Source organism: Prevotella sp. 885 (genome assembly GCF_002265625.1).
Classification (GTDB): Bacteria; Bacteroidota; Bacteroidia; order Bacteroidales; family Bacteroidaceae; genus Prevotella.
The window spans coordinates 1-18,992 of sequence record NZ_NOVE01000029.1 but is presented as its reverse complement, the minus strand read 5'-3'; the positions used below and the strand labels follow the sequence as shown (position 1 = coordinate 18,992).

Sequence of the window (18,992 nt, the reverse complement as noted above, 5' to 3'; positions counted from 1 at the left end):
ACATGGAAAAGAAATTAAAGGACTTTCAGATAGCTACGGCAAATCACATCGTAGACATATTCAAAAGCAAAAGGCAACGTCGGGTTCTGCTTTCTGATGAGGTGGGGCTTGGCAAGACCATCGTGTCTAAAGAGGTGATTAGGCAGGTCGGAGAATTAGACGAAACCTACGGAGTTTGGGATGATGGCATTTACAGAGTGGTGTATATTTGCTCTAATGCCAACATCGTAAAGCAGAATACGGAGAACCTCGGAATAACGGAGGTGTTGAATATAGACGAAAGTCGTCTGTCTATGCAGCATCTTGTTGTTGCCAAGAAAGCTAAAGAGATGAAGGGCGGGAAGCCTCAGATTCTGATTCCTCTCACGCCGGGCACATCCTTCAATCTGCAAAACTCGGCTGGTAATATGAACGAGCGTGCCTTGATGTATAACATTCTCTCTGCTTTACCAGACTTTAAAGACCATAAACTCGCGCTGAAGAACCGTCTCAATATATACAATGCCAATGCCGTTAATTGGAACAATAACATAACGAAATATGAGCAAGAGATAAGCGATTTGGACGGGGAAGAAGGTGATTACAGCAAGAAGATAAGACAAGAAGTAATGGAAGACGAAGGCTATAAAGAGGCAAGCAGCTTGCTTCTTAAAACTATCTCGTGTCCTGACTATGCTACATCCAATAAGGCAATTTCGCTTTTCCGTCTGATTTTCTGCAAGATCAGCATGAAGGAGTTGTCGCCCGACTTGGTTGTCATGGACGAGTTTCAGCGTTTCAGTTCGCTTCTTGATACGGAGGACAATAGCGAAGAGGCATTGCTGACAAGAAATTTCTTTGGTCAGGAGAATGGTCCGTTTATTCTTTTAGTGTCTGCCACACCATACAAGCCTTTCACAACGTTGGAGGAGCTTAACGAGTATAGGATTGACTCTCAGTATCAAGACTTCATAAAGCTGACCGACTTTCTTTTCAAAGAAAGGGCAGATTTTGATTTTAAGCAGGTGTGGCACGACTATTCTATGGGACTGTGCCGGTTGAGCACGGACAGCTTAGACATTCTTATTGCCAAGAAAAATATTGCAGAGGATGCTATGTATGAGGGAATGAGCAGGACAGAACGTTATCGCACCCAAACGAAGACCGACTTGACTATGGGCATAGACGTTGGGGATGTGGTGTCTTATTGTCAGATGCAAGAGATAATAGATGTGTGCAACGATGTCCAAAAAGGACAGTTCGGAGCAAAGACTGTCCCTATGGAGTATGTAAAGTCATCCCCATATCTGTTGTCGTTCATGGACAAATACAAGCTGAAGCAAGCCGTAGAGAAGGCGTTAGACGGTCGTTTGTTGCCGATAAGCAGCCATAAGCAGAGATGTCTTCTGAAGGTTGATGACGTTTATAGGTATCGTAAGATTGAGCCTTGCAATGCCAAGCTGGGCAAGCTGTACGATATATTGTTTGGAGAAAAAGGAGAAAAGCATGGCGAGCAGTTGCTTTGGGTTCCCGCTTCGCATCCTTATTACAGTATTCCGTCGCATAATGTATTTGCAAGGAATCATGACTTTTCCAAGATTCTTGTGTTCTCGGCATGGGAGATGGTGCCCCGAATGATAGCATGTATGGTGTCTTACGCAGTAGAACAAAAGAGCATAAGCTTGGCTTTCCCTGCTGCCACTTACACCAATCAGAAGGAAAGTGACGAAATCAATGAACGTAATAAGCAGGAGAACAGGAAGGCAGGTACGGAAAGACTGCGTGATGAAAGCCTCAGACTCACGTCCTTTCCGTCCTTGTTTCTGACTAAAGCATACTGTCCGGAAGAATATTTAGGTCAGGACATAAAGAATGTCAGAGCCTCTGTACGATCGTATATTATAGGTCAGAAGAACATTAAGGTGCAGCCTCAGTCATATAGCGCTCAAAGCCTTTTAGACGCAATAACGCAGTTCGATTCGGACTGTACTGACGAGATTCAGCTTTCGTCAGAAGCACTCGACATATTGACCGATATGGCTATTGGTTCGCCTGGTGTTTGTTTTTATCGTCTGCTGCAGAATCAGGATTTGGCAAGAGAAGCTGCAGCGGAATTCTGCAAGATGTTTAATCGTAGATATAATGCGGCAACCCTTGACATTGTCTACAATAAGAAGAGCGCCCTTACTTATTATCAGCAGGTGATTGATTATTGTGTGATGGGCAATCTGCAGGCTGTGCTGGATGAGTTTGCGCACATGATAGACGAAGAACCGGTGAACGCCAATAATGTAAATAAGATTCAGAAAAGAATTGTAGACTCTTTTATAGGCAGAAACTATCAAGAAATAGACACTACCGAATCTTTCGCAAAGAAAAAGAAGAAATGGAGAATACGCACTCATTATGCAATGCCATACGGAAAGATGAAGATGAACGAGAGGGATACGAACAAAGCCAACGACACGCGTCTGGCATTTAACTCCCCGTTTCGTCCGTTCGTATTGACGTCAACAAGCGTTGGACAGGAGGGACTCGACTTTCATTGGTATTGTCGTAAGATTATGCATTGGAACATTCCGTCCAATCCGCAGGACATAGAGCAAAGGGAAGGAAGAATAGACAGATATAAGAGTCTGTACGTAAGGAGGAACGTTGCCAAACTCCATCCTGACATATATGAATGGAGTGGGATATTTGACGAGGCAAGGAACGAAGCGGAAAAAGAAGGATTGTGCGAGCTGGTGCCCTACTGGTCAATTCCCCAAAAACTGCTTGACAGGATTCCTGATTCTCAACAGGAAAGAATAGAGTCGGTTATCCCGCTTTATCCGTTAAGTGCAGATTGGAGCAAGTATGAGCGCATGAAGTCTGTTCTGGGCTTATACAGGCTGACAATGGGGCAGCCAAGACAGGAAGAACTCTTGGAGTTGTTCAAGGATTTGCGTGAAGAAGATGTCAAGAGACTCTTAATCAATCTGTCGCCGATTAGGAGAAAATAAAAAAACGTAGCCCGGTAATGCAGAACGCTTTCATGTAATTACCGGGCTTGCTGTGCTACTTACGTATTGCTTAATCACTTGTTCTTCGATGCGTAGGTTATGGTTTTCTCTCTTGTTATACCACCGTTGTCGTACGTGGTCTGTCGGATGAATACGCCGTGTGAGGATGGGGAGGAGGACAGACGGCGACCGGAGAGGTCGAACCAGACTACGGATGTGGGGACGGCTGTTTCTTGCTCAATGTTGTCCACGGCTGTGGAGGAGCGTGAATGGCTGAAAACCCAGTCCAGACGGTTGGTGGTGTAACTGCGTGTGCAGGTGTCTTCGTGGGTCCATCCCTCCTCCGTCTCCATGCGATATTCGGCTCCGAAGGCATCCATGCTGGAGAGGAAGTCCTCCACTGTCGGAATCTTCATTATGGCGTCAGCCGTTCCCATGACTGTGAAGAGCGGTGTTTGTGCCACTTTCTCGGCATCGCAGCCAGACGGATTGCCGGCTACGGGCATGGCTGCGGCAAAGAGTTCGGGGCAGGTGGAGAGCATTGTCCACGTGCCGGTGCCGCCCATCGAACCTCCGAATATATACATGCGGTCTGCGTCAGCGCTGCCGTCGTCGGTGTATGAGAGGACGAGGGCACGCAGCACGCCCGTCATTACGCCGCCCCACGATTTGTCTGAAGGACATTGCGGAGCGATGACGATGGCGCTGTGATTGTTGCGGACGAGATAGTGGCATACGGAGTCAATGCCCACTTCGGTAAGCTGCTTCTCGTTGTCCGAACCTTTGCACGATCCTCCGTGCAGCCAGAGCACGAGGAGCGGCTTGGCTTCCGCTCCTTCGATGACTGCCTTGCGGTATTGGAGGGTGTTGCCCATCAGCGTGAACTTCTCGTATGAGAAGGAGAGGTCAGTTGCTATGGCTTGCAATGTGATAGTGAGGAGTGTGATGATTGTCAATGTGAAGCGTCTCATCGGCGAGCTCCTCCTTTCTTTCCTGCGGCTCGACGTTGCGCCAGCTTTTTACGCATGCCGCGTTCTATTTCGTAAACGCGCTGTATCTGGCGCTGCGTAAGGAAAGTGCTGTACTTCTTGTAGTATTTCTCGCGAAGGTCAAGGATGCGCTGGCTGCGTGAGAACTGCTGTTTCATCTGCGCCTCAGCCTGTTCCTCGCTCTGCGCATTGCCCTTTACTCTCTTCGGACGTGGACCGATGGCCCACAGCTCTTTCTGGTATTCGTGGTAGGTGGCTACGAACTTTGCTGTGGTGGCATCGTCAAGTGCAAGGTCGTGGGCTATGTGCTGTGCCTGTTTCTCGGCGAGTTGTTCGCGTGATATGCGCTGCTTCTCACTTACCTGTGCTTGCAGCGTGAGCACCGACGTGATGAGCGCCAATGCAATGACGATGGTTTTTCTGAGTGCGTTCATAATTCTTGTTGTTTTTATTGGTTAATAATATGTGTTATTCTTCGAAGACGTCGTCCTGATACAGACTAAGCAGATAAGCCTGGTCGCTCGTCGAGAGCTTTGTGAAAGCTTGCTCCACGTCCTGCATGTTGTCTTGCTGTCGTGAATCGGGCGTGTGGATGTCAAGTACAAAGAAGGCGGCAATGGCAGCTGCGGCTGTCAGCGCAATGGGGATAAGCCTCCGCATGACGGGGCGCTTCTTCTTTGTGATGCCCAACGGTTTAGAAGTCTCGCCCTTTATCTCCTCCAGGATGTTGTCTTCCATCTTGGCAAAGAAATCGTCAGGAACCGAGTAAGGCATGCGTTTGCCCACTTTGTCGAAACTGAATTTATCGTTCATATCCTTAATTGTTAGAATTCATATACTTTATTATTTTCTCTTTTGCGATGTGATAGCTTGACTTGATGCTCGAAGCCGATGATTCGGCTATCTGTGCAATCTCGTCAAATCCGAGCTCGTCATAGTAGCGGAGATTAAAAGCCAATTGCTGTTTTGGAGGAAGCGTGAGTATTGCTTTTTGTAGTTTCGCCGCTATTGCGTCACCGTTGTCTATGTTGTCATCAGAGAAAAGTAGGATTGCTCCCGTTGATTCTGACTCTAATGAGACGTTCTCCTGCCTGCGTTTTCCGATGATGCGCAATGCCTCGTTTGTGGCTATGCGATATATCCAACTTCGGAACGAATAGTCGCCCTTATATTGGTGGAGCGAACGGAATATCCTTACAAAGGTCTCCTGTGAGGCATCCTGAGCGTCATCATGCGATACCACCAGTCGGCGGATATGCCAGTAGACAGGCTCCTGATACTTAGCGAGGAGCATTCGGAATCCTTTTTCCTGGCTTTGCTCCAGAGCCTCAATGATAGCTCCGTCGCTTGTTGTCGTATGATTGAACATTATCTTTTTGTTTAAAACTTTCACTTATATGACCCGGCAAACTGTAGAAAGTAAAAACGAAAAGTGATGATTTGTGCACAGCACGCGCCCATAGGCGAAAAAAACAAAGAAAAACACAAGGTATCGGACGGCATGTCGTCCGACACAATATTTGCATTTCTAATGCTCAATACTCCTCGTTCAGCGCACAACAAAATCTTTGGTGCGAAATTCTTGAGTTTTGAGCGTGCAGCGATAGTGTATTGACACACAGCTGATTATGCTGGCGGAGAAAGAAATGTGCAATGAATACACGCATCATAGAGTTGTCATAGCGCCACTTTTATACTCTAATAGTGCCACTTTTATCATGCAATAGCGCCACTTTTACACTCTAATAGTGGCACTATTGGACTGTAAAAGTGGCACTATCGTTAAGCATTGGTGCTGTTTGCTCAGCAGAACACCATAAAAACAGCTTTTTGATTCTCTAAAATTGATTTTTATTTTGTAACATGTTTTTACTCTTTGTACGATATTTGCATAGCAAGACAGATGATTAAAACGACAATAGAGACAACAAAAACACAACCATTATGGCAAGAAACAAGAAAACATCAGAGACGCTGTTTCAGTTTATGAATCTCCTCATCTCCCTCCTGACGAAGAACGGACAGTATCGCACCATGCAGCATTACAAGGCTACGCTCAACAGCTTTATGCGATTCCGTGGCAATCGGGACATTGCCCTCACGGAGATTGACGCGGAGGAGATGCGCTCGTACGAGGCATACTTACATAATAAGGTAAGGGTATGTAGCAACACCAGTTCGTTCTATCTGCGCATCCTTCGTGCCGCCTACAACAAAGCCGTGGCTAAAGGCATCACTCCGCAGCACAGTCCCTTCCGTTATGTCTATACCGGCATTGCCAAGACCGCCAAGCGAGCCATCCCTGCGGAATGCGTGAGCAGGATAAAGCGCATGGATTCGGCTAAAGACCTCACCTTCAAGGAGGAGCTGGCAAGGGACGCATTCCTGATGAGCTTCTATCTGCGCGGCATCTCCTTCGTCGACCTTGCCCATCTTCACAAGTCCGACCTCAAGGAAGGCTATCTCTGTTACACGCGAAGCAAGACCGGGCAGCGCCTTACGGTGCGATGGGAGAAGGAGATGCAGGCGCTGCTGGATAAATACAAAAATAAAACCGACTCCTCACCTTATCTCTTTCCCTTCCTTCTTGGCTACGGAAAGCACCCTCATGACTGGGCTGTAGACAACAAACGGGAAGGGATGCGCCTTTATCATAGTGCGGAAGCACGCATAGCCTATCACCTTAAAAAGATAGGGGAGAGGATAGGCATCAAGGGCAAGCTAACTCTCTATGTAGCACGCCATTCGTGGGCAACCGTGGCAAGAGATAGCAACATCCCCGTCTCGGTCATCAGCGAAGCGTTGGGACATAGTTCGGAAACCACCACGCAAATCTATCTCCGCTCCATCAGAACCTCAGAAGTGGATGATGCCAATGCCAGAATACTTGCAGCAATCTGAGACCAGAAAATGAATGAATATTAATGGATATACAAAAATAAAACAATTTGAACTAATATTTTGTGTCTCTACGTAAGAGATACTGAAAATCACGTAACCGACTGATAATCCGATAAGGTAGATAAGGCTGCTTCAAACTTTTACTCAATCTAAGACAATTTTCTCAGAATATAACGAATAATTTAACTACCGTAATTCGCTAATTTACATTATTTTTCGTACATTTGCAGCATGATTCTGTATCTCTTACGTAGAGTTTCAGAATCTCGTGTTGAAAATAGAATATATTATGGCTTTCATATAAGCAGAAGGTATATGATAATACGATTTGCTAAAAACGGTAAGGTTGAAAGACATAAAAGTATTGAAGATTAGTGGAAGTTAGTCTATTGGTCGTTCAATGCTGTGATACATATCACAACCCTCATAACTCGGGAAGAGACATCTTTTCAGGGGAAGCCGAGGTATGCCTTGCAGCCAGATGCGCTTAAGGTCTGGTTTCGGATTTTTTAACTTCCCAATCTTATTCACCCTTCCAATCCAAAGTTTCAGTATGTGGTTTATTGTCAAGACAGATGTTTTCATGGAGCAAGCGTCCATCGACTTGCTGCGTGAGAAGTATGCGGATACGATAACCGACATCTATTTCCCTTTGGCAAGGAAGACCTACAAGAACGAGAAAGGGAAGGAGAAGGTACGTTTCGCTCCCGTCTTGCAAGGAATGTTCTTCATCAGGGCGGCAAGTGAGAAGCGGCTGATGAGGATTCTCTCCAAGCATGGCTACTTCATGTATAAGGGCGCTGACTATGACGTGAGAACCAATGAACTGATGGAGCGCACCTTCTTCGCAAGGGCGCACATCCTTTGCGCCAACACCAAGAAGCTGTCAATCGGCGAAATCGTAAGTCAGGCGAGAATCCCCGATGAGGATATGGAACGCTTCTCCTATTACAATGACAAGATAGCCGACGGCATAAAGGGCTTGACCATTGTGGACAAGCGATACAGCGACCTCGTCAAGGAGAACGACACCATACGCATTCTCAGCGGACCGATGGCTGGATGGGTAGGCGTGGTGAAGCAGATAAAGAACAAAGGCAAGAAAGACCGCCATCTCCTGGTGCGTTTCGGCAATAACAGCTGTCTCTGCATCTCCAACATCCGTCAGTATGACATGCAGATAGAGCATGAGGCACCGTCGGAATCGGTGGACGCATGGCGTGCCATAGACCAGATGATTGGTTATTTGCAGGCTAAGGAACCATCCGAAAATGCCTCAAAGACCTTGCGCAGAATGTTCTCCGACTATCAGAAGAAGCTGACGGTATATCGCAACCGCAACACTTCCGACGTAGAATACGACAAGAAGACATCGGACAAGCAGATTGCCCATCAGCAGGAGATTCTCGGAAACATAGACAGTTCGATGCGCGGCAACTTCCGCATCCTTGCCAAGTATTTCCAGAGCGACAAAGCCTCGCTGGAGCAAGGACTGAACGCTATGATACCGGACGCCAAGCTTCGTCCGTTCCTTACCCCAACTTCCGGCATCGAGATTCCGCAAGGAAAGGATTACGCTGTTCTTCAGCATAATGACATCACGGAGTTTATCTTCCGCTGCAACCTCCGCGAGTTTTTCCGAGGAAAGAAATACGAGGCGGACAAGTATGCACCGGTCTTCGACGAGGACTATGACTATTTCGCTCACTTCGCTCTCTTCGAGACTGAGGAAGGCAAGCTGAAACTCATCTGCTCATGGGGCGACTTCTACGAACATTATGCCTCGCAAGGCAAGTTGGACCGTGAGAAGTTTCTCGCAGACTTGGAAGCAAAGAAATATCCCCGTCTGCTGCATCTTCTCACACAAAGTAACTATCAGTGTGAGAAAATCAGCGGCATAGGAGGATTCTCCATACAGACCGACGTCGACTATACCGACGACATTGAGGAATTAGGCAGAAGGACAAACGAATACTTCACCGCCAACGCCACCCTCTTCTCCCAGCTCACCGCAGCTGCTGTGGAAGTATGGCAGGGAGCACGTCTCCTGATCTGGCGTAAGCTCCTCCAGCGTCACGTCCTCCTCCACAAGGTCCCAATCATAGACCTCCCCTCCGTCATCACCCCCGACCCGAAACTGGAAGAGGCATTCACGAAGGAGGATGGCAAGCTTGACATCGAAAAGGTGTCCGCAGCCCTGGCAGAGGCGCAGGAAGCCATAGAGAAGCACTTGCAAAAAGAAGAAACGGCATACGCCATCTTCCGCTTCCTCTCCATCTCCCTGGTCCTCTCCTCCCACTTCGCCAAAGACGAGCTATACAATCACATAACAGACTCTTTCAATCCCGACCAAACCCTCACAGCACTGTTCAGCAAAATAAAGGAGAAGCTCCCCAACACCCCCGCCACAACAGTCACCCACCTGCACAAAGGAATGCAAGAACTACAATCCCAAGACTCCTGGACCTACTTCAAGTTCCCCTCCTTCCTGAAGCAGACAAAGAAGAAAAGTAAGAAAGGGTGAGGAGTGAGAAGTTAGTAGTGATTATTTAGTAGTGATTAGAGGATAGTGATTTCTCTCAAGCAGCCAATACAAACTTAGGAGGCTATGGCGTCCCGCCGTAGCCATGCACCCACGCTTCTTCATTTAGTAGTTATTATTTAGTAGTTATTATTTGGTAGGGTGCGAACTATTAGGGCGCAGCCAATTAATAAATACAAAATACTTACTAATAATTATATAAGGCCCCACACCCACAAATGCAAGCAGATTGAGTATGAACTGCGGGTTCCGCGAAGCGGGACCTATATCATGAAACCCACTGCAAGCTGCAAAGCAGCGCCGCTGTGGGCAAGTAACTCTCCCTTTTTATTTTGTTCCGCGAAGCGGGACAGACATATCAAGTTAAAGGAATCTGTAATAGTGCCTATACAAAGGGCTGTGCCTTAAATTGAGTATTAACTGATAAGTATATAAAGCTAAACGTTAAATTGGCTGATTATATAAAAAGCACTTGCTTTTTACAAATCTTATAATAATGAGACATAATTCCTATGTTAATAAGAGTTTATGGAAATTATCTATAAAATATAACAAAAAAGCTTGCAGATGCCAATATAGTTTTTTATCTTTGCATTAGCATGAACGCAACTGATATTGAAGGTTGAACAGAATTATCTATGCTCTCCACTTGTCCTCTTTATTGCCTCAATGAGATGGATCTGATTTCAGAATTTGTTAACCAGGTCTTTCTGCGTGATATTATAAAAAGTGTGGTGAAGTATGGTTCTTCCTGCATCTTTATATATGCCAACCCATATCTATACATTGATTTTATAGAATAATGAATATAACAAAAGAAGATATATTAAAGGAATTATTGATAACTCCTAGTCCATCTGGTAGCGAACATGCTATCATTAAGAAGGTTACCAACTTTCTCAAGGATTATGTTGACGAGTATTCGATTGATAATAATGGCAATCTTATAGCATTGAAGCATGGGGCTAATCGCAATAAAAAGTTGATGTTGGCAGCCCATGCTGATGAGGTGGGTTTGATGGTTACCTACATAGATGATAATGGCTTCCTCTTTTTTCAAGAGATAGGAGGCATTGATACCAATATTTTACCTGGTCAACGAGTGGAAATTCATAATCGTCATGGAGTTGTTACAGGTATCATTGGTAAGAAACCTATTCATCTTCAAAAAAGAGATACCAAGGCGAAAGACTATGATGCCGAAGACCTGTGGATAGATATATCTGCTAAGGACAAGGAGGATGCCGAGAAGGTAGTGGAAATAGGTGACTATATTACTTATCAGACGCAGCCGTTAAGTTTAAACCAAGATTTCTGGACTTCCAAGGCACTGGATGATAAAGTGGGACTTCTCATGTTGATAGAGTTAGCCAAGGCTCTTGACGGCAAGTTACCTGCCATGGATGTTTATTTTGTTGCCACTGTTCAGGAAGAGTTGGGTGCACGAGGTGTAAGAACGGCAACGTTAGGAATAAATCCTGACTTTGGTATCGCAATAGATGTTACACATGCTACCGATTATCCCACTTGCTCTCCTCAGAAGAGTGGCGAGATAAAACTTGGTAATGGCATTGTAATAGCAAAGGGTCCTAATATTGATTCTGTGATGGGGGGGATGCTCATAGAATTGGCAAAACAGCAGAATATCAGATACCAGATAGAACCTATTGCTCGACCAACAGGCACAGATGCCAACAGTATGCAAATCTCAGGTACAGGTATTAAGACAGCTTTACTGAGTATTCCATGTAGATATATGCATTCGCCTAATGAAATAGTATCTTTATTAGATGTCAATGAGGGAGTAAGGTTACTTGCTCATTTCTGCGATGTTGAATTAGATAATTAGTTAACTAAATTGTTAAATTTTAAGCTTAAAAATGAAAACAAAGAAAATTTCATTTTCTTGGGAAGAGAAAAGTTCTTTTGATACAGAGCGTGTAGGAGCAATGTATTGCTTCAAGCGTTGTGATGTTAATCAGAACTAATCCGTAAAATCCCAAAGGGAGATTCTAGTGGCATGCGCTAGAGTCTCCCTCTTCATTATTTATATTTTATGAGAAGAAAAAGTGGTAGCTATCAGGCTGATGATGTTCTTTGCTTTTCTGAGAGCATTGAGCTTATTCCCTATGAGGATAAAACTTTGGTGTTGTCAGTAGATACTGGTAATTGGATAGTTTTGTATAATGATAGCCAACTTAAATATTTTAATAAATTACTCTCTAAAGTAACAATAGGAGATGTCTATGAGGAGGCACAGCAAGAAGATGCTTTGCCTGACCTCATGAGAGTGCTCTCATCTATATATGCAAGGTCTTTTGCACAAGTTGGACATTCTCCATTGGCAACTGTTGTTAACGCATCTAAATACTTGAATGTTTATCTAACTAATGCTTGTAATTTGCACTGTATTCATTGTTTCATGAATGCAGGAATAAAGTTGGAGCAAGAGTTAAGTGTAGATAAGTGGAAGTCTGTTTTGCGAGATTTTTCTCAGACAGGAGGCGAATTTGTTACATTTACCGGAGGTGAGCCAACTATGTATAGCGGATTCGAAGAGGTGGTTACCTTTGCTCATCAGCTAGGACTGAATGTAACGGTTCTATCTAATGGATTGCTATGGACAGACGAGCAAATCCTTCGAATGAAAACTTATATAGATGAAATTCAGTTCAGCATAGATGGTGTTACCGAACAAGATAATGCCAAGGTGCGTGGCAAGAATCATTTCCAAAAGGTAGTAGATACGGTATGCCGTTTTGCCATGGCTGATGTACGCACATCGGTAGCGACGACTTTCACATGGGAAAATTTGAGTACAGCTGATGCATATAAGCATTTTGTAGATAGCATAAAGGAACGGGTAGGAGATAGAGTCTTCTTCAAGTTGACAAAGAAAATGCTTCCAGGCAGAGGTAAAACCTTCTCAGAAGAAGATAATAGACGCTATTATGAGCAGATAGATGCCATTGAAAGGTATGTAGATCCAACGGCAGGCTATGCCAACTTCATTGAGGGGCATGAACCAAATACCATGATACGTAATTGTGGTTTCGGAGGTTTATCCATATCTTCTAATGGAAATGTTTATTTCTGCAATCGCATTCATGAGGTGGACTGTTTTGGCAATGTAAATCGTGATAGATTGCAAGATGTCCTGACAAAGGGTAAGTTGGTATTGGATAATACGGCTGTGGACAATGTAGAGCCATGTCGGGATTGCCAGTTGCGCTATGTTTGTGGTGGAGATTGTCGTATTGATTATTTTAATTTCAAAGGTCATATTAAAGGCTGGAATAAAGAATATGTTCAAACTCGTTGTACAGATGAGTTTAAAGGTCGCTTAATCAAAAAAATGGTAGATAGTTTCACCTTTTATTATAATATGTAATGTCCCAATATCGCTTGGTATGTATCTATGAAACTTATAAGTCGCCAACTCGTATAGAGTTGAGAATTGAGGTTTGTTTGGGTAGTAATACGAAATCCATGTCCCCATTTATAAGAAGGGTTGATATGGAAGAGTTATTCTATGCCTGTGTACCTGAGTCTCAATGTCTGATTCCATTGCTCAATCAAATGGGATTAGTAAAGCAACCTTTCCGTATATCAGGACAGGTATTGTCTAACAAGATGGTGCAAAATATTTTAATAAAGAATCCTTGGAGTGGCATTCAGGTGAATGGTAAAGGTAGTATTAAGAAATCCGCCCCGGTTTTTTCAGCACCTAGTCTGCAAAGACTCTCAAAAGGACAGCTTCTTAATGGTGAGTTGTATATTACAAATATTGCAAATTGGAATAAAAGTATCAAGGTTCGTCTAGCTTATCAAGATGCCTTGACTTCCTTCTTACCGAAATATAATGAATGTCCATACATAACGTCATCTGAAAAACTCTTGCTTCGTGATTCAGAAGCAGAAAAGAAACTCTTGGCTGATTTGGAATCTGACTTGAACATTGAGTTAGGCGAGGTGACATTTAGAGAATATGATATAGATACTTTGGCTCTATTGGCAGATAAAGGTTGGAAGGTCTTAGTGGCTAAGCCTAAAGGTCCTGCAACGCAAGTATATCTTAAGCACCATCATTCGGGCATCAATTGGTTTACTAACGATTCAGACTCATCTTCAGAAGATGCGGTGATAGGGCTGATGCTAAATAACTATCTAAATGGCAGGAACTTTATTGATAGTAAGGGCAAGTTAAGCTTGTTTAGGGCAAAAGACATCACTTTTGTAGAAACAGAACAACTGTCAGACAGTTTTCCTGCCTTTAATTGGAAGCAACTCTATGGCGTACAACGTAAATTAACAGAATCAGAGAGAATCGCTATTCTTTCCTCCATAGAATATGGTGTGAAGGCGCAATTACGTTCTTATCAGCAGGAAGGAGTGCTTTGGTTGGCAGAAATGCGTAAAAATAATCATGGTTGTCTTTTGGCAGATGAGATGGGATTGGGAAAGACACTTCAGGTCTTGTCACATCTGTACAGTCTAGGTGATCAAGAAGGTAAGCCACATTTGGTTATAGCTCCAACATCGTTAGTCTATAATTGGCAAAATGAGTTAGCTAAGTTTATACCATCATGGCAAAATAATGTCGCAATCCAACTTCATCAACCTAATGCTAATAAGCGGATACTTATAGTTTCTTATGATATCCTTCGCTTAAATATTGAAGCTTATCAACGAATAGAGTATGAGACTATAGTCATAGACGAGGCTCAGATTATCAAGAATCGGGACACGAAGAAATATAAGGCAATCAAAACATTAAAGGCACATCATCATATTATCCTCACAGGAACACCCATAGAGAATAGTATTGATGATATATGGTCACATTTCATGCTTTTGATGCCAGAGATGAAGTCTATTTATGCTCTGTTAAGCAAGCAATGTCAATCTAAGGGTAATGAGGCGTTCTTAGAGATGTCTCGTAAGTTCTTGAAACCTTTCATACTAAGGCGAACAAAACAAGATGTTCTGCATGACCTGCCAGAATTGATAGAAAAGACAGTATATATAGAGATGTCAAAAGCTGAACGTCATCTTTATGACAACGTCCATAAGATGGTGCTTCAAGCATTGACTAGTGGGGTAAGTGGTAGGATAGAAAGCATAGCCTTAGAAGGTTTGTTGAGGTTACGCCAAGTGTGTGTGACTCCCATGTTGCTTCCAGATACAATATACAAAGGTCTTAGCTCTTTGATTTCATCTAAACTTCAAACGGCTCTTGATTATATTGAGATGTTTAGACATAATAATGAAAAAGTCTTGGTCTTCTCTCAATTTGTAGGAGCATTGGAGGTGATGGAAAATGTTTTGGATGAAAGAAATATACGTTATGAGAAAATTTATGGAAATACACGAGATAGAGTTTCTCCCATAGAACGATTCCAAAATGATAAAGATACTACGGTGTTTCTTATCAGCTTAAAGGCTGGTGGCGTAGGCCTGAATTTAACGGCAGCCAACAATATCATCCTCTTGGATGATTGGTGGAATCCTGCTGTGGAAGACCAAGCATTTGCTCGTGCTCATCGAATTGGGCAGAAGCAGAATGTGATGGTATTCCGTATCATTTGTAAGGATACGGTAGAAGAGAAAATCTTGCAGCTTCAGGACAGAAAACGCCAGACCATAGATCTGTTTAATGCTGCCAGCGGCAATTTGAGCATGGAAGAATTGAAAAGCTTATTAATATAAAGCGGTATGGAAAATTTAAGTATGGCATTGAGAGCCATGTTTAGTCAGATGAGTGGTGATGACATCCTCAAGGAGGCTGGATTTGTACCTTTGGGTGATGAAAAATTCCATTTAGATACTCAATGTGAAGAGTCAACCATTGTAAGAATGTTGTTGCGTGAGAATGGGAATAACTATTCGATTGATCAATTGTCAATGATAGGGCAGGTGGTTAATCAAAAATGGATAATGCCAAGTACCATTTGTTTACCTTTCAAGTTTTATGAAGGTGACTCTGTTTTTAATATGCCACTTCACTTTTCTACAAAGATGCTCATCATAAAAGATGGAGAGCCAGTATGTCGGTATAGTACTCTACTTAGATGGCATCTCCTTACGGTACAGTTGGGTGAAGATCTTTTCACAACTTCATTTTTGGCTTCTCATGATATTGTAAATAAATTTAAACGTAAGTTTTTTGATTGGGATGCTTATCTTAAACATGATTGCAAAGAGCTGAATGCGTTGTTTCTAAAACCCATGGCTGAATTGCACATGCATTTGAAAGGATCATCTTATAATGTAGATATCAGTTGGATTTGCTTGATGTGTAATGTGTTAAGCATGCGTAAGGTATTTGAAAATATAGCTAATAGCCGCCAAAATCAAAGTTGGAATACTTGTCTATACGAGAAAGTCCGTAATGCAGCAGTCCTGCGGTTCTATTTGTCTGGTGTAGTTGGGTGTCATGATTATGTCATCACCAAGAGTGAGATGACCAACTTTCTGAACCATCAAAAACCTGATTATGGAGAGGATGTAAATGTCCCTACATTTGATGAATGTTTAAAAAAATGTTATGAATCAGCTGTAAGCAAAGCGAAGAAACAAGGAATCGCATCTGAATATGTATTAGATTACATACCGGTGGAGTATTATGAGAAGAATCCTGTAACTAATTTTGTGATGGCGTCGGAAAGAAGGTTCATGTATGAATGTTATCGTTACATTTATTCTGGCGATTGTAAGGATGCAGACTTTCCAACTCTTTTTTATGCATATCTTACCTATAAGGATGATTTTAGGCACATGATATTGCAACTTAATTCGCGAGTAGGTTTTGCTAATTTTGCTAATTATGAGGAGTTGAAGTCAGAGTTTATTCTCAAGAAATACTATCCTTTGCTATACAAGGCGGCAATAGAGGGATTTATTAATAACACGAATAATAGATATATAGAGGCTAGAATTGTTCCTAAGGATTCTTCTGATGAAATTAGCAAGTCTATTTCAGAAATCTATCGCCCTTTGAAAGAAGAAAGCAAGGATAAGTGCTCCATCATATTCCACTTCATTAAGAAAAGGGATGAGACCTATAAGAACAATTCCTCAATTAGGCATAGTGTGCTTAGGGCTGAGCTGAAGAAGAAAGCATTTGCTATATATAGTTTCCGTAAAGAGCAGATTGATCCTGAGTTGGTGGGACGAGTGGTTGGTATCGATGCAGCCAATTCTGAAATTTTCGCCCGACCAGAAGTTTTTGCACAAGCCTTTAGATTTTTGAGAGGACATGAAGTGTTTCCAATAGACCGTGATTGTCCATACGATTTAAATATAACCTATCATGTAGGTGAGGATTTTTTAGATGTTGCTGATGGCTTGCGTGCTGTAGAAGAGGCTATTGTCTTTTTAGACCTTCGTAATGGTGATCGTTTAGGTCATGCATTGGCATTAGGAACAGATGTTCGTGCCTATTATGCCAAACGTTATCATACAATATGTGAATCTAAGCAAGTAATTCTTGATAACTTGGCTTGGTTACACCATAAGTGTATTAAACTGAAAGGTTCTATTGCTCTCTCTGGCTATCTTGAAATGATGTTTCATAAGTACTTTAGAGATCTATATGATAAGAATCTTTGGAGTATGAAAACGATGATGGATCATGTTTTTTCTGAGCCGAATCCGGAGTTACAGCGATTGGATAATATACGCACCTATTATCTGTCCTGGTTGTTGCGAGGTAATTCTCCTACATTTGGAGCAGATCTTTCAATTTATAACGAGGTGCCTGATGGAATGGAAAGAAGGTGGATAGATGCTTGTATGAACCAGCATGTGGTTGTAGAAATGGCTTGTCAGAATGCTGATGCCAGAGAATTATATGATATGTATCATTCTAAGGAATATGCTGATAAAAGTAGTTCTGTAGATTCTTTTACAGTTCCTTCAATATACAGAGAAGATTACTATGACTTGCTCGAGAAAATACAGGAAGACTTGATGAACAAGATAGAGAAGAAGCATATAGCAATAGAATGTAATCCCTCTTCTAATTATAAGATAGGTGAAATAGAACGATATGACCAACATCCTATCTTGCGTTTTTTCAATTATGGAATAGATACTCCATACCCCTCTCATAATATTACAGTCTCTATAAATACAGACGATCAAGGTGTTTTCTCTACTTCATTGGAACGAGAGTATTCCTTGATTGCATTGGCTATGGAGCGAAATGAACTAAAAGGACATACCAATTCACCAAGAGCTGTAATAGATTGGCTGAATCAGGTACGCGAGATGGCAATTGAGCAACGCTTTGATATGAGGGAATATAATAATGACTAATTTTAATATCTAAAATTGAATGAATACTTATTATAAAGAATGCTTTGTAGAGCAGGTGTATCATTATGAAGCACTTAAAATTTGGCAGGATTTGAAGACTGGTGACAATTTACACCTGATATATGATGATAAACATGGTAAAGTAGTAGTTAAGAAGGATATTTCTTGCTTAGGAGTTCTTGGTGAGGATGATAGCAAGTCTATATTACCATTCTTGAAAGCAGGGTGGACAGATGTCTTTACTGCTCAACTTTGTTTTAAGAGTGAAAATGATTCAGAGGACAAGCGAATAAAGATTGTGATTTATCTGGTTTCTAAAGCATAACGTATATATTTTATAAGTATAGTACTTTAACAGTAGTGAAGATTTGGAGCTTTTTTCGATCAGTGAGTACAATGAAAGCTTGCTTTCAAGTTCTCGTACCGAGAAAATGTTTCAAAAGATTCTTTATAGAGAAGGAATGTATCTAACTCAATGTATAGGCATCTGCAAAAGGATATATACAAAGGGTATGCCCTAAATTGAGTACTAAAAAATGAAAAAAGATGGTAAAGAAAAATGTAACATATCGTGTCTTCGAAATCAAAAACAATGAATTGACAAAGGATGCTACAGAACTTAAAAATGATCTGAGAAACTGCCTTATGAATAGTAAGATAGAGAAACGTTTAATCCCAGTAAAGGAAGATGACGATACTCTGAAAGACTTGTTAGGGGCATTTGCTCCAAGTACAACTGCAGAGGACAAGGATTATTTTTATGGAGTTATGATGCGCTTAAAACCTGCCAAAGAAATCAAGGCTTTACCTGACAATTTCGAGCAACTTACAGAATTGGAAGAATCCACATTGCAGGAAATAAAAGAAATAGCAGGAAAGATTGTTTGTAGTAACTTGTATCACTTCCTGATTAAAGACAAATACTTGATTACAGATCTTTCACAAATTCAAACAATATCAAGTTTACAAAAATACATTGCAAAATTGTTATCAAAAGAAAGCTATGCCTTTGTTCGGACCACTGGAAAAAGTGTGTGGATATCGTAGTACAATAAAAACACTATATTGTCCGTTTATAAAGTCAAAGAACGGATAAATATGGAAAAGTATAGACTCCTTGCAGAATGTCTTTTGCCCGAACACATGCTGGATTGGTTCGACCTTAAAGACGTGTTTGTAGAGCAAAAGAAAGAAACAAAGCTTGTTCACATATACCTTGACGAAAACGAGCTGAGACCAGGTGACAGAACCGATATTCGT

Annotated in this window: 13 protein-coding genes; 9 read left to right on the top strand and 4 right to left on the bottom strand. The window is 42.2% G+C overall.

Annotated features, from left to right (window positions below; genetic code table 11):
- Positions 1-2 precede the first annotated feature (2 nt).
- Positions 3-2,981, top strand: a complete 2,979-nt coding sequence (locus CHL74_RS09410) for a helicase-related protein (protein WP_094880912.1) — start codon at positions 3-5, stop codon at positions 2,979-2,981.
- 74 nt (positions 2,982-3,055) lie between these two features.
- Here the strand turns inward: CHL74_RS09410 and CHL74_RS09405 are convergent, their stop codons facing one another.
- From CHL74_RS09405 to CHL74_RS09390, 4 genes are read right to left on the bottom strand one after another with little or no spacing between them, the layout of a single operon-like run.
- Positions 3,056-3,952, bottom strand: coding sequence for a prolyl oligopeptidase family serine peptidase (locus CHL74_RS09405; RefSeq protein WP_094880911.1), 897 nt, complete (start codon positions 3,950-3,952; stop codon positions 3,056-3,058).
- The gene (locus CHL74_RS09400) at positions 3,949-4,404 is read right to left on the bottom strand and encodes a hypothetical protein (RefSeq protein WP_094880910.1); all 456 of its coding nucleotides are present in this window, start codon (positions 4,402-4,404) and stop codon (positions 3,949-3,951) included. The genes CHL74_RS09405 and CHL74_RS09400 overlap by 4 nt, the downstream gene beginning before the upstream one ends.
- A gap of 34 nt (positions 4,405-4,438) precedes the next feature.
- The gene (locus CHL74_RS09395) at positions 4,439-4,783 is read right to left on the bottom strand and encodes a hypothetical protein (protein ID WP_094880909.1); all 345 of its coding nucleotides are present in this window, start codon (positions 4,781-4,783) and stop codon (positions 4,439-4,441) included.
- Between the two features lie 4 nt (positions 4,784-4,787).
- Complete coding sequence (locus CHL74_RS09390) at positions 4,788-5,339, bottom strand: RNA polymerase sigma factor (RefSeq protein ID WP_094880908.1); 552 nt, start codon at positions 5,337-5,339, stop codon at positions 4,788-4,790.
- A 575-nt stretch (positions 5,340-5,914) separates the two neighbouring features.
- On the opposite strand from CHL74_RS09390, the gene CHL74_RS09380 reads away from it, so the two are divergent.
- The 8 genes from CHL74_RS09380 (at position 5,915) to CHL74_RS09345 (ending at position 18,779) form a co-directional block, all read left to right on the top strand.
- Positions 5,915-6,871 carry a tyrosine-type recombinase/integrase gene (locus tag CHL74_RS09380; protein WP_094880906.1) on the top strand — a complete coding sequence of 319 codons (957 nt, stop codon included), beginning with the start codon at positions 5,915-5,917 and terminating at the stop codon, positions 6,869-6,871.
- A gap of 553 nt (positions 6,872-7,424) precedes the next feature.
- On the top strand, positions 7,425-9,395 hold the full coding sequence (locus CHL74_RS09375) for a hypothetical protein (protein ID WP_094880905.1): 1,971 nt from the start codon (positions 7,425-7,427) through the stop codon (positions 9,393-9,395).
- Between the two features lie 820 nt (positions 9,396-10,215).
- The gene (locus CHL74_RS09370; RefSeq protein WP_094880904.1) at positions 10,216-11,262 is read left to right on the top strand and encodes a M42 family metallopeptidase; all 1,047 of its coding nucleotides are present in this window, start codon (positions 10,216-10,218) and stop codon (positions 11,260-11,262) included.
- A gap of 207 nt (positions 11,263-11,469) precedes the next feature.
- Positions 11,470-12,804 carry a radical SAM/SPASM domain-containing protein gene (locus CHL74_RS09365; protein WP_094880903.1) on the top strand — a complete coding sequence of 445 codons (1,335 nt, stop codon included), beginning with the start codon at positions 11,470-11,472 and terminating at the stop codon, positions 12,802-12,804.
- A gap of 125 nt (positions 12,805-12,929) precedes the next feature.
- Complete coding sequence (locus CHL74_RS09360; RefSeq protein ID WP_176452215.1) at positions 12,930-15,122, top strand: DEAD/DEAH box helicase; 2,193 nt, start codon at positions 12,930-12,932, stop codon at positions 15,120-15,122.
- A gap of 6 nt (positions 15,123-15,128) precedes the next feature.
- Complete coding sequence (locus tag CHL74_RS09355; protein ID WP_094880901.1) at positions 15,129-17,732, top strand: hypothetical protein; 2,604 nt, start codon at positions 15,129-15,131, stop codon at positions 17,730-17,732.
- Between the two features lie 19 nt (positions 17,733-17,751).
- A complete protein-coding gene (locus tag CHL74_RS09350) occupies positions 17,752-18,057 on the top strand; it encodes a hypothetical protein (protein WP_094880900.1) in 306 nt (101 codons plus the stop codon).
- A gap of 221 nt (positions 18,058-18,278) precedes the next feature.
- Positions 18,279-18,779 (top strand): hypothetical protein, encoded by a 501-nt coding sequence (locus tag CHL74_RS09345; RefSeq protein ID WP_094880899.1) that lies wholly within the window; start codon positions 18,279-18,281, stop codon positions 18,777-18,779.
- The last annotated feature ends 213 nt before the right edge of the window (positions 18,780-18,992 follow it).

What these genes read in the sequence shown, in the direction of transcription:
- CHL74_RS09365 (WP_094880903.1), top strand. Translation starts at nt 11,470, where the DNA reads ATGAGAAGAAAAAGTGGTAGCTATCAGGCTGATGATGTTCTTTGCTTT.
- CHL74_RS09400 (WP_094880910.1), bottom strand. Translation starts at nt 4,404, where the DNA reads ATGAACGCACTCAGAAAAACCATCGTCATTGCATTGGCGCTCATCACG.
- CHL74_RS09390 (WP_094880908.1), bottom strand. Translation starts at nt 5,339, where the DNA reads ATGTTCAATCATACGACAACAAGCGACGGAGCTATCATTGAGGCTCTG.
- CHL74_RS09350 (WP_094880900.1), top strand. Translation starts at nt 17,752, where the DNA reads ATGAATACTTATTATAAAGAATGCTTTGTAGAGCAGGTGTATCATTAT.
- CHL74_RS09375 (WP_094880905.1), top strand. Translation starts at nt 7,425, where the DNA reads ATGTGGTTTATTGTCAAGACAGATGTTTTCATGGAGCAAGCGTCCATC.
- CHL74_RS09380 (WP_094880906.1), top strand. Translation starts at nt 5,915, where the DNA reads ATGGCAAGAAACAAGAAAACATCAGAGACGCTGTTTCAGTTTATGAAT.
- CHL74_RS09345 (WP_094880899.1), top strand. Translation starts at nt 18,279, where the DNA reads ATGGTAAAGAAAAATGTAACATATCGTGTCTTCGAAATCAAAAACAAT.
- CHL74_RS09395 (WP_094880909.1), bottom strand. Translation starts at nt 4,783, where the DNA reads ATGAACGATAAATTCAGTTTCGACAAAGTGGGCAAACGCATGCCTTAC.
- CHL74_RS09410 (WP_094880912.1), top strand. Translation starts at nt 3, where the DNA reads ATGGAAAAGAAATTAAAGGACTTTCAGATAGCTACGGCAAATCACATC.
- CHL74_RS09355 (WP_094880901.1), top strand. Translation starts at nt 15,129, where the DNA reads ATGGAAAATTTAAGTATGGCATTGAGAGCCATGTTTAGTCAGATGAGT.
- CHL74_RS09370 (WP_094880904.1), top strand. Translation starts at nt 10,216, where the DNA reads ATGAATATAACAAAAGAAGATATATTAAAGGAATTATTGATAACTCCT.
- CHL74_RS09405 (WP_094880911.1), bottom strand. Translation starts at nt 3,952, where the DNA reads ATGAGACGCTTCACATTGACAATCATCACACTCCTCACTATCACATTG.
- CHL74_RS09360 (WP_176452215.1), top strand. Translation starts at nt 12,930, where the DNA reads ATGGAAGAGTTATTCTATGCCTGTGTACCTGAGTCTCAATGTCTGATT.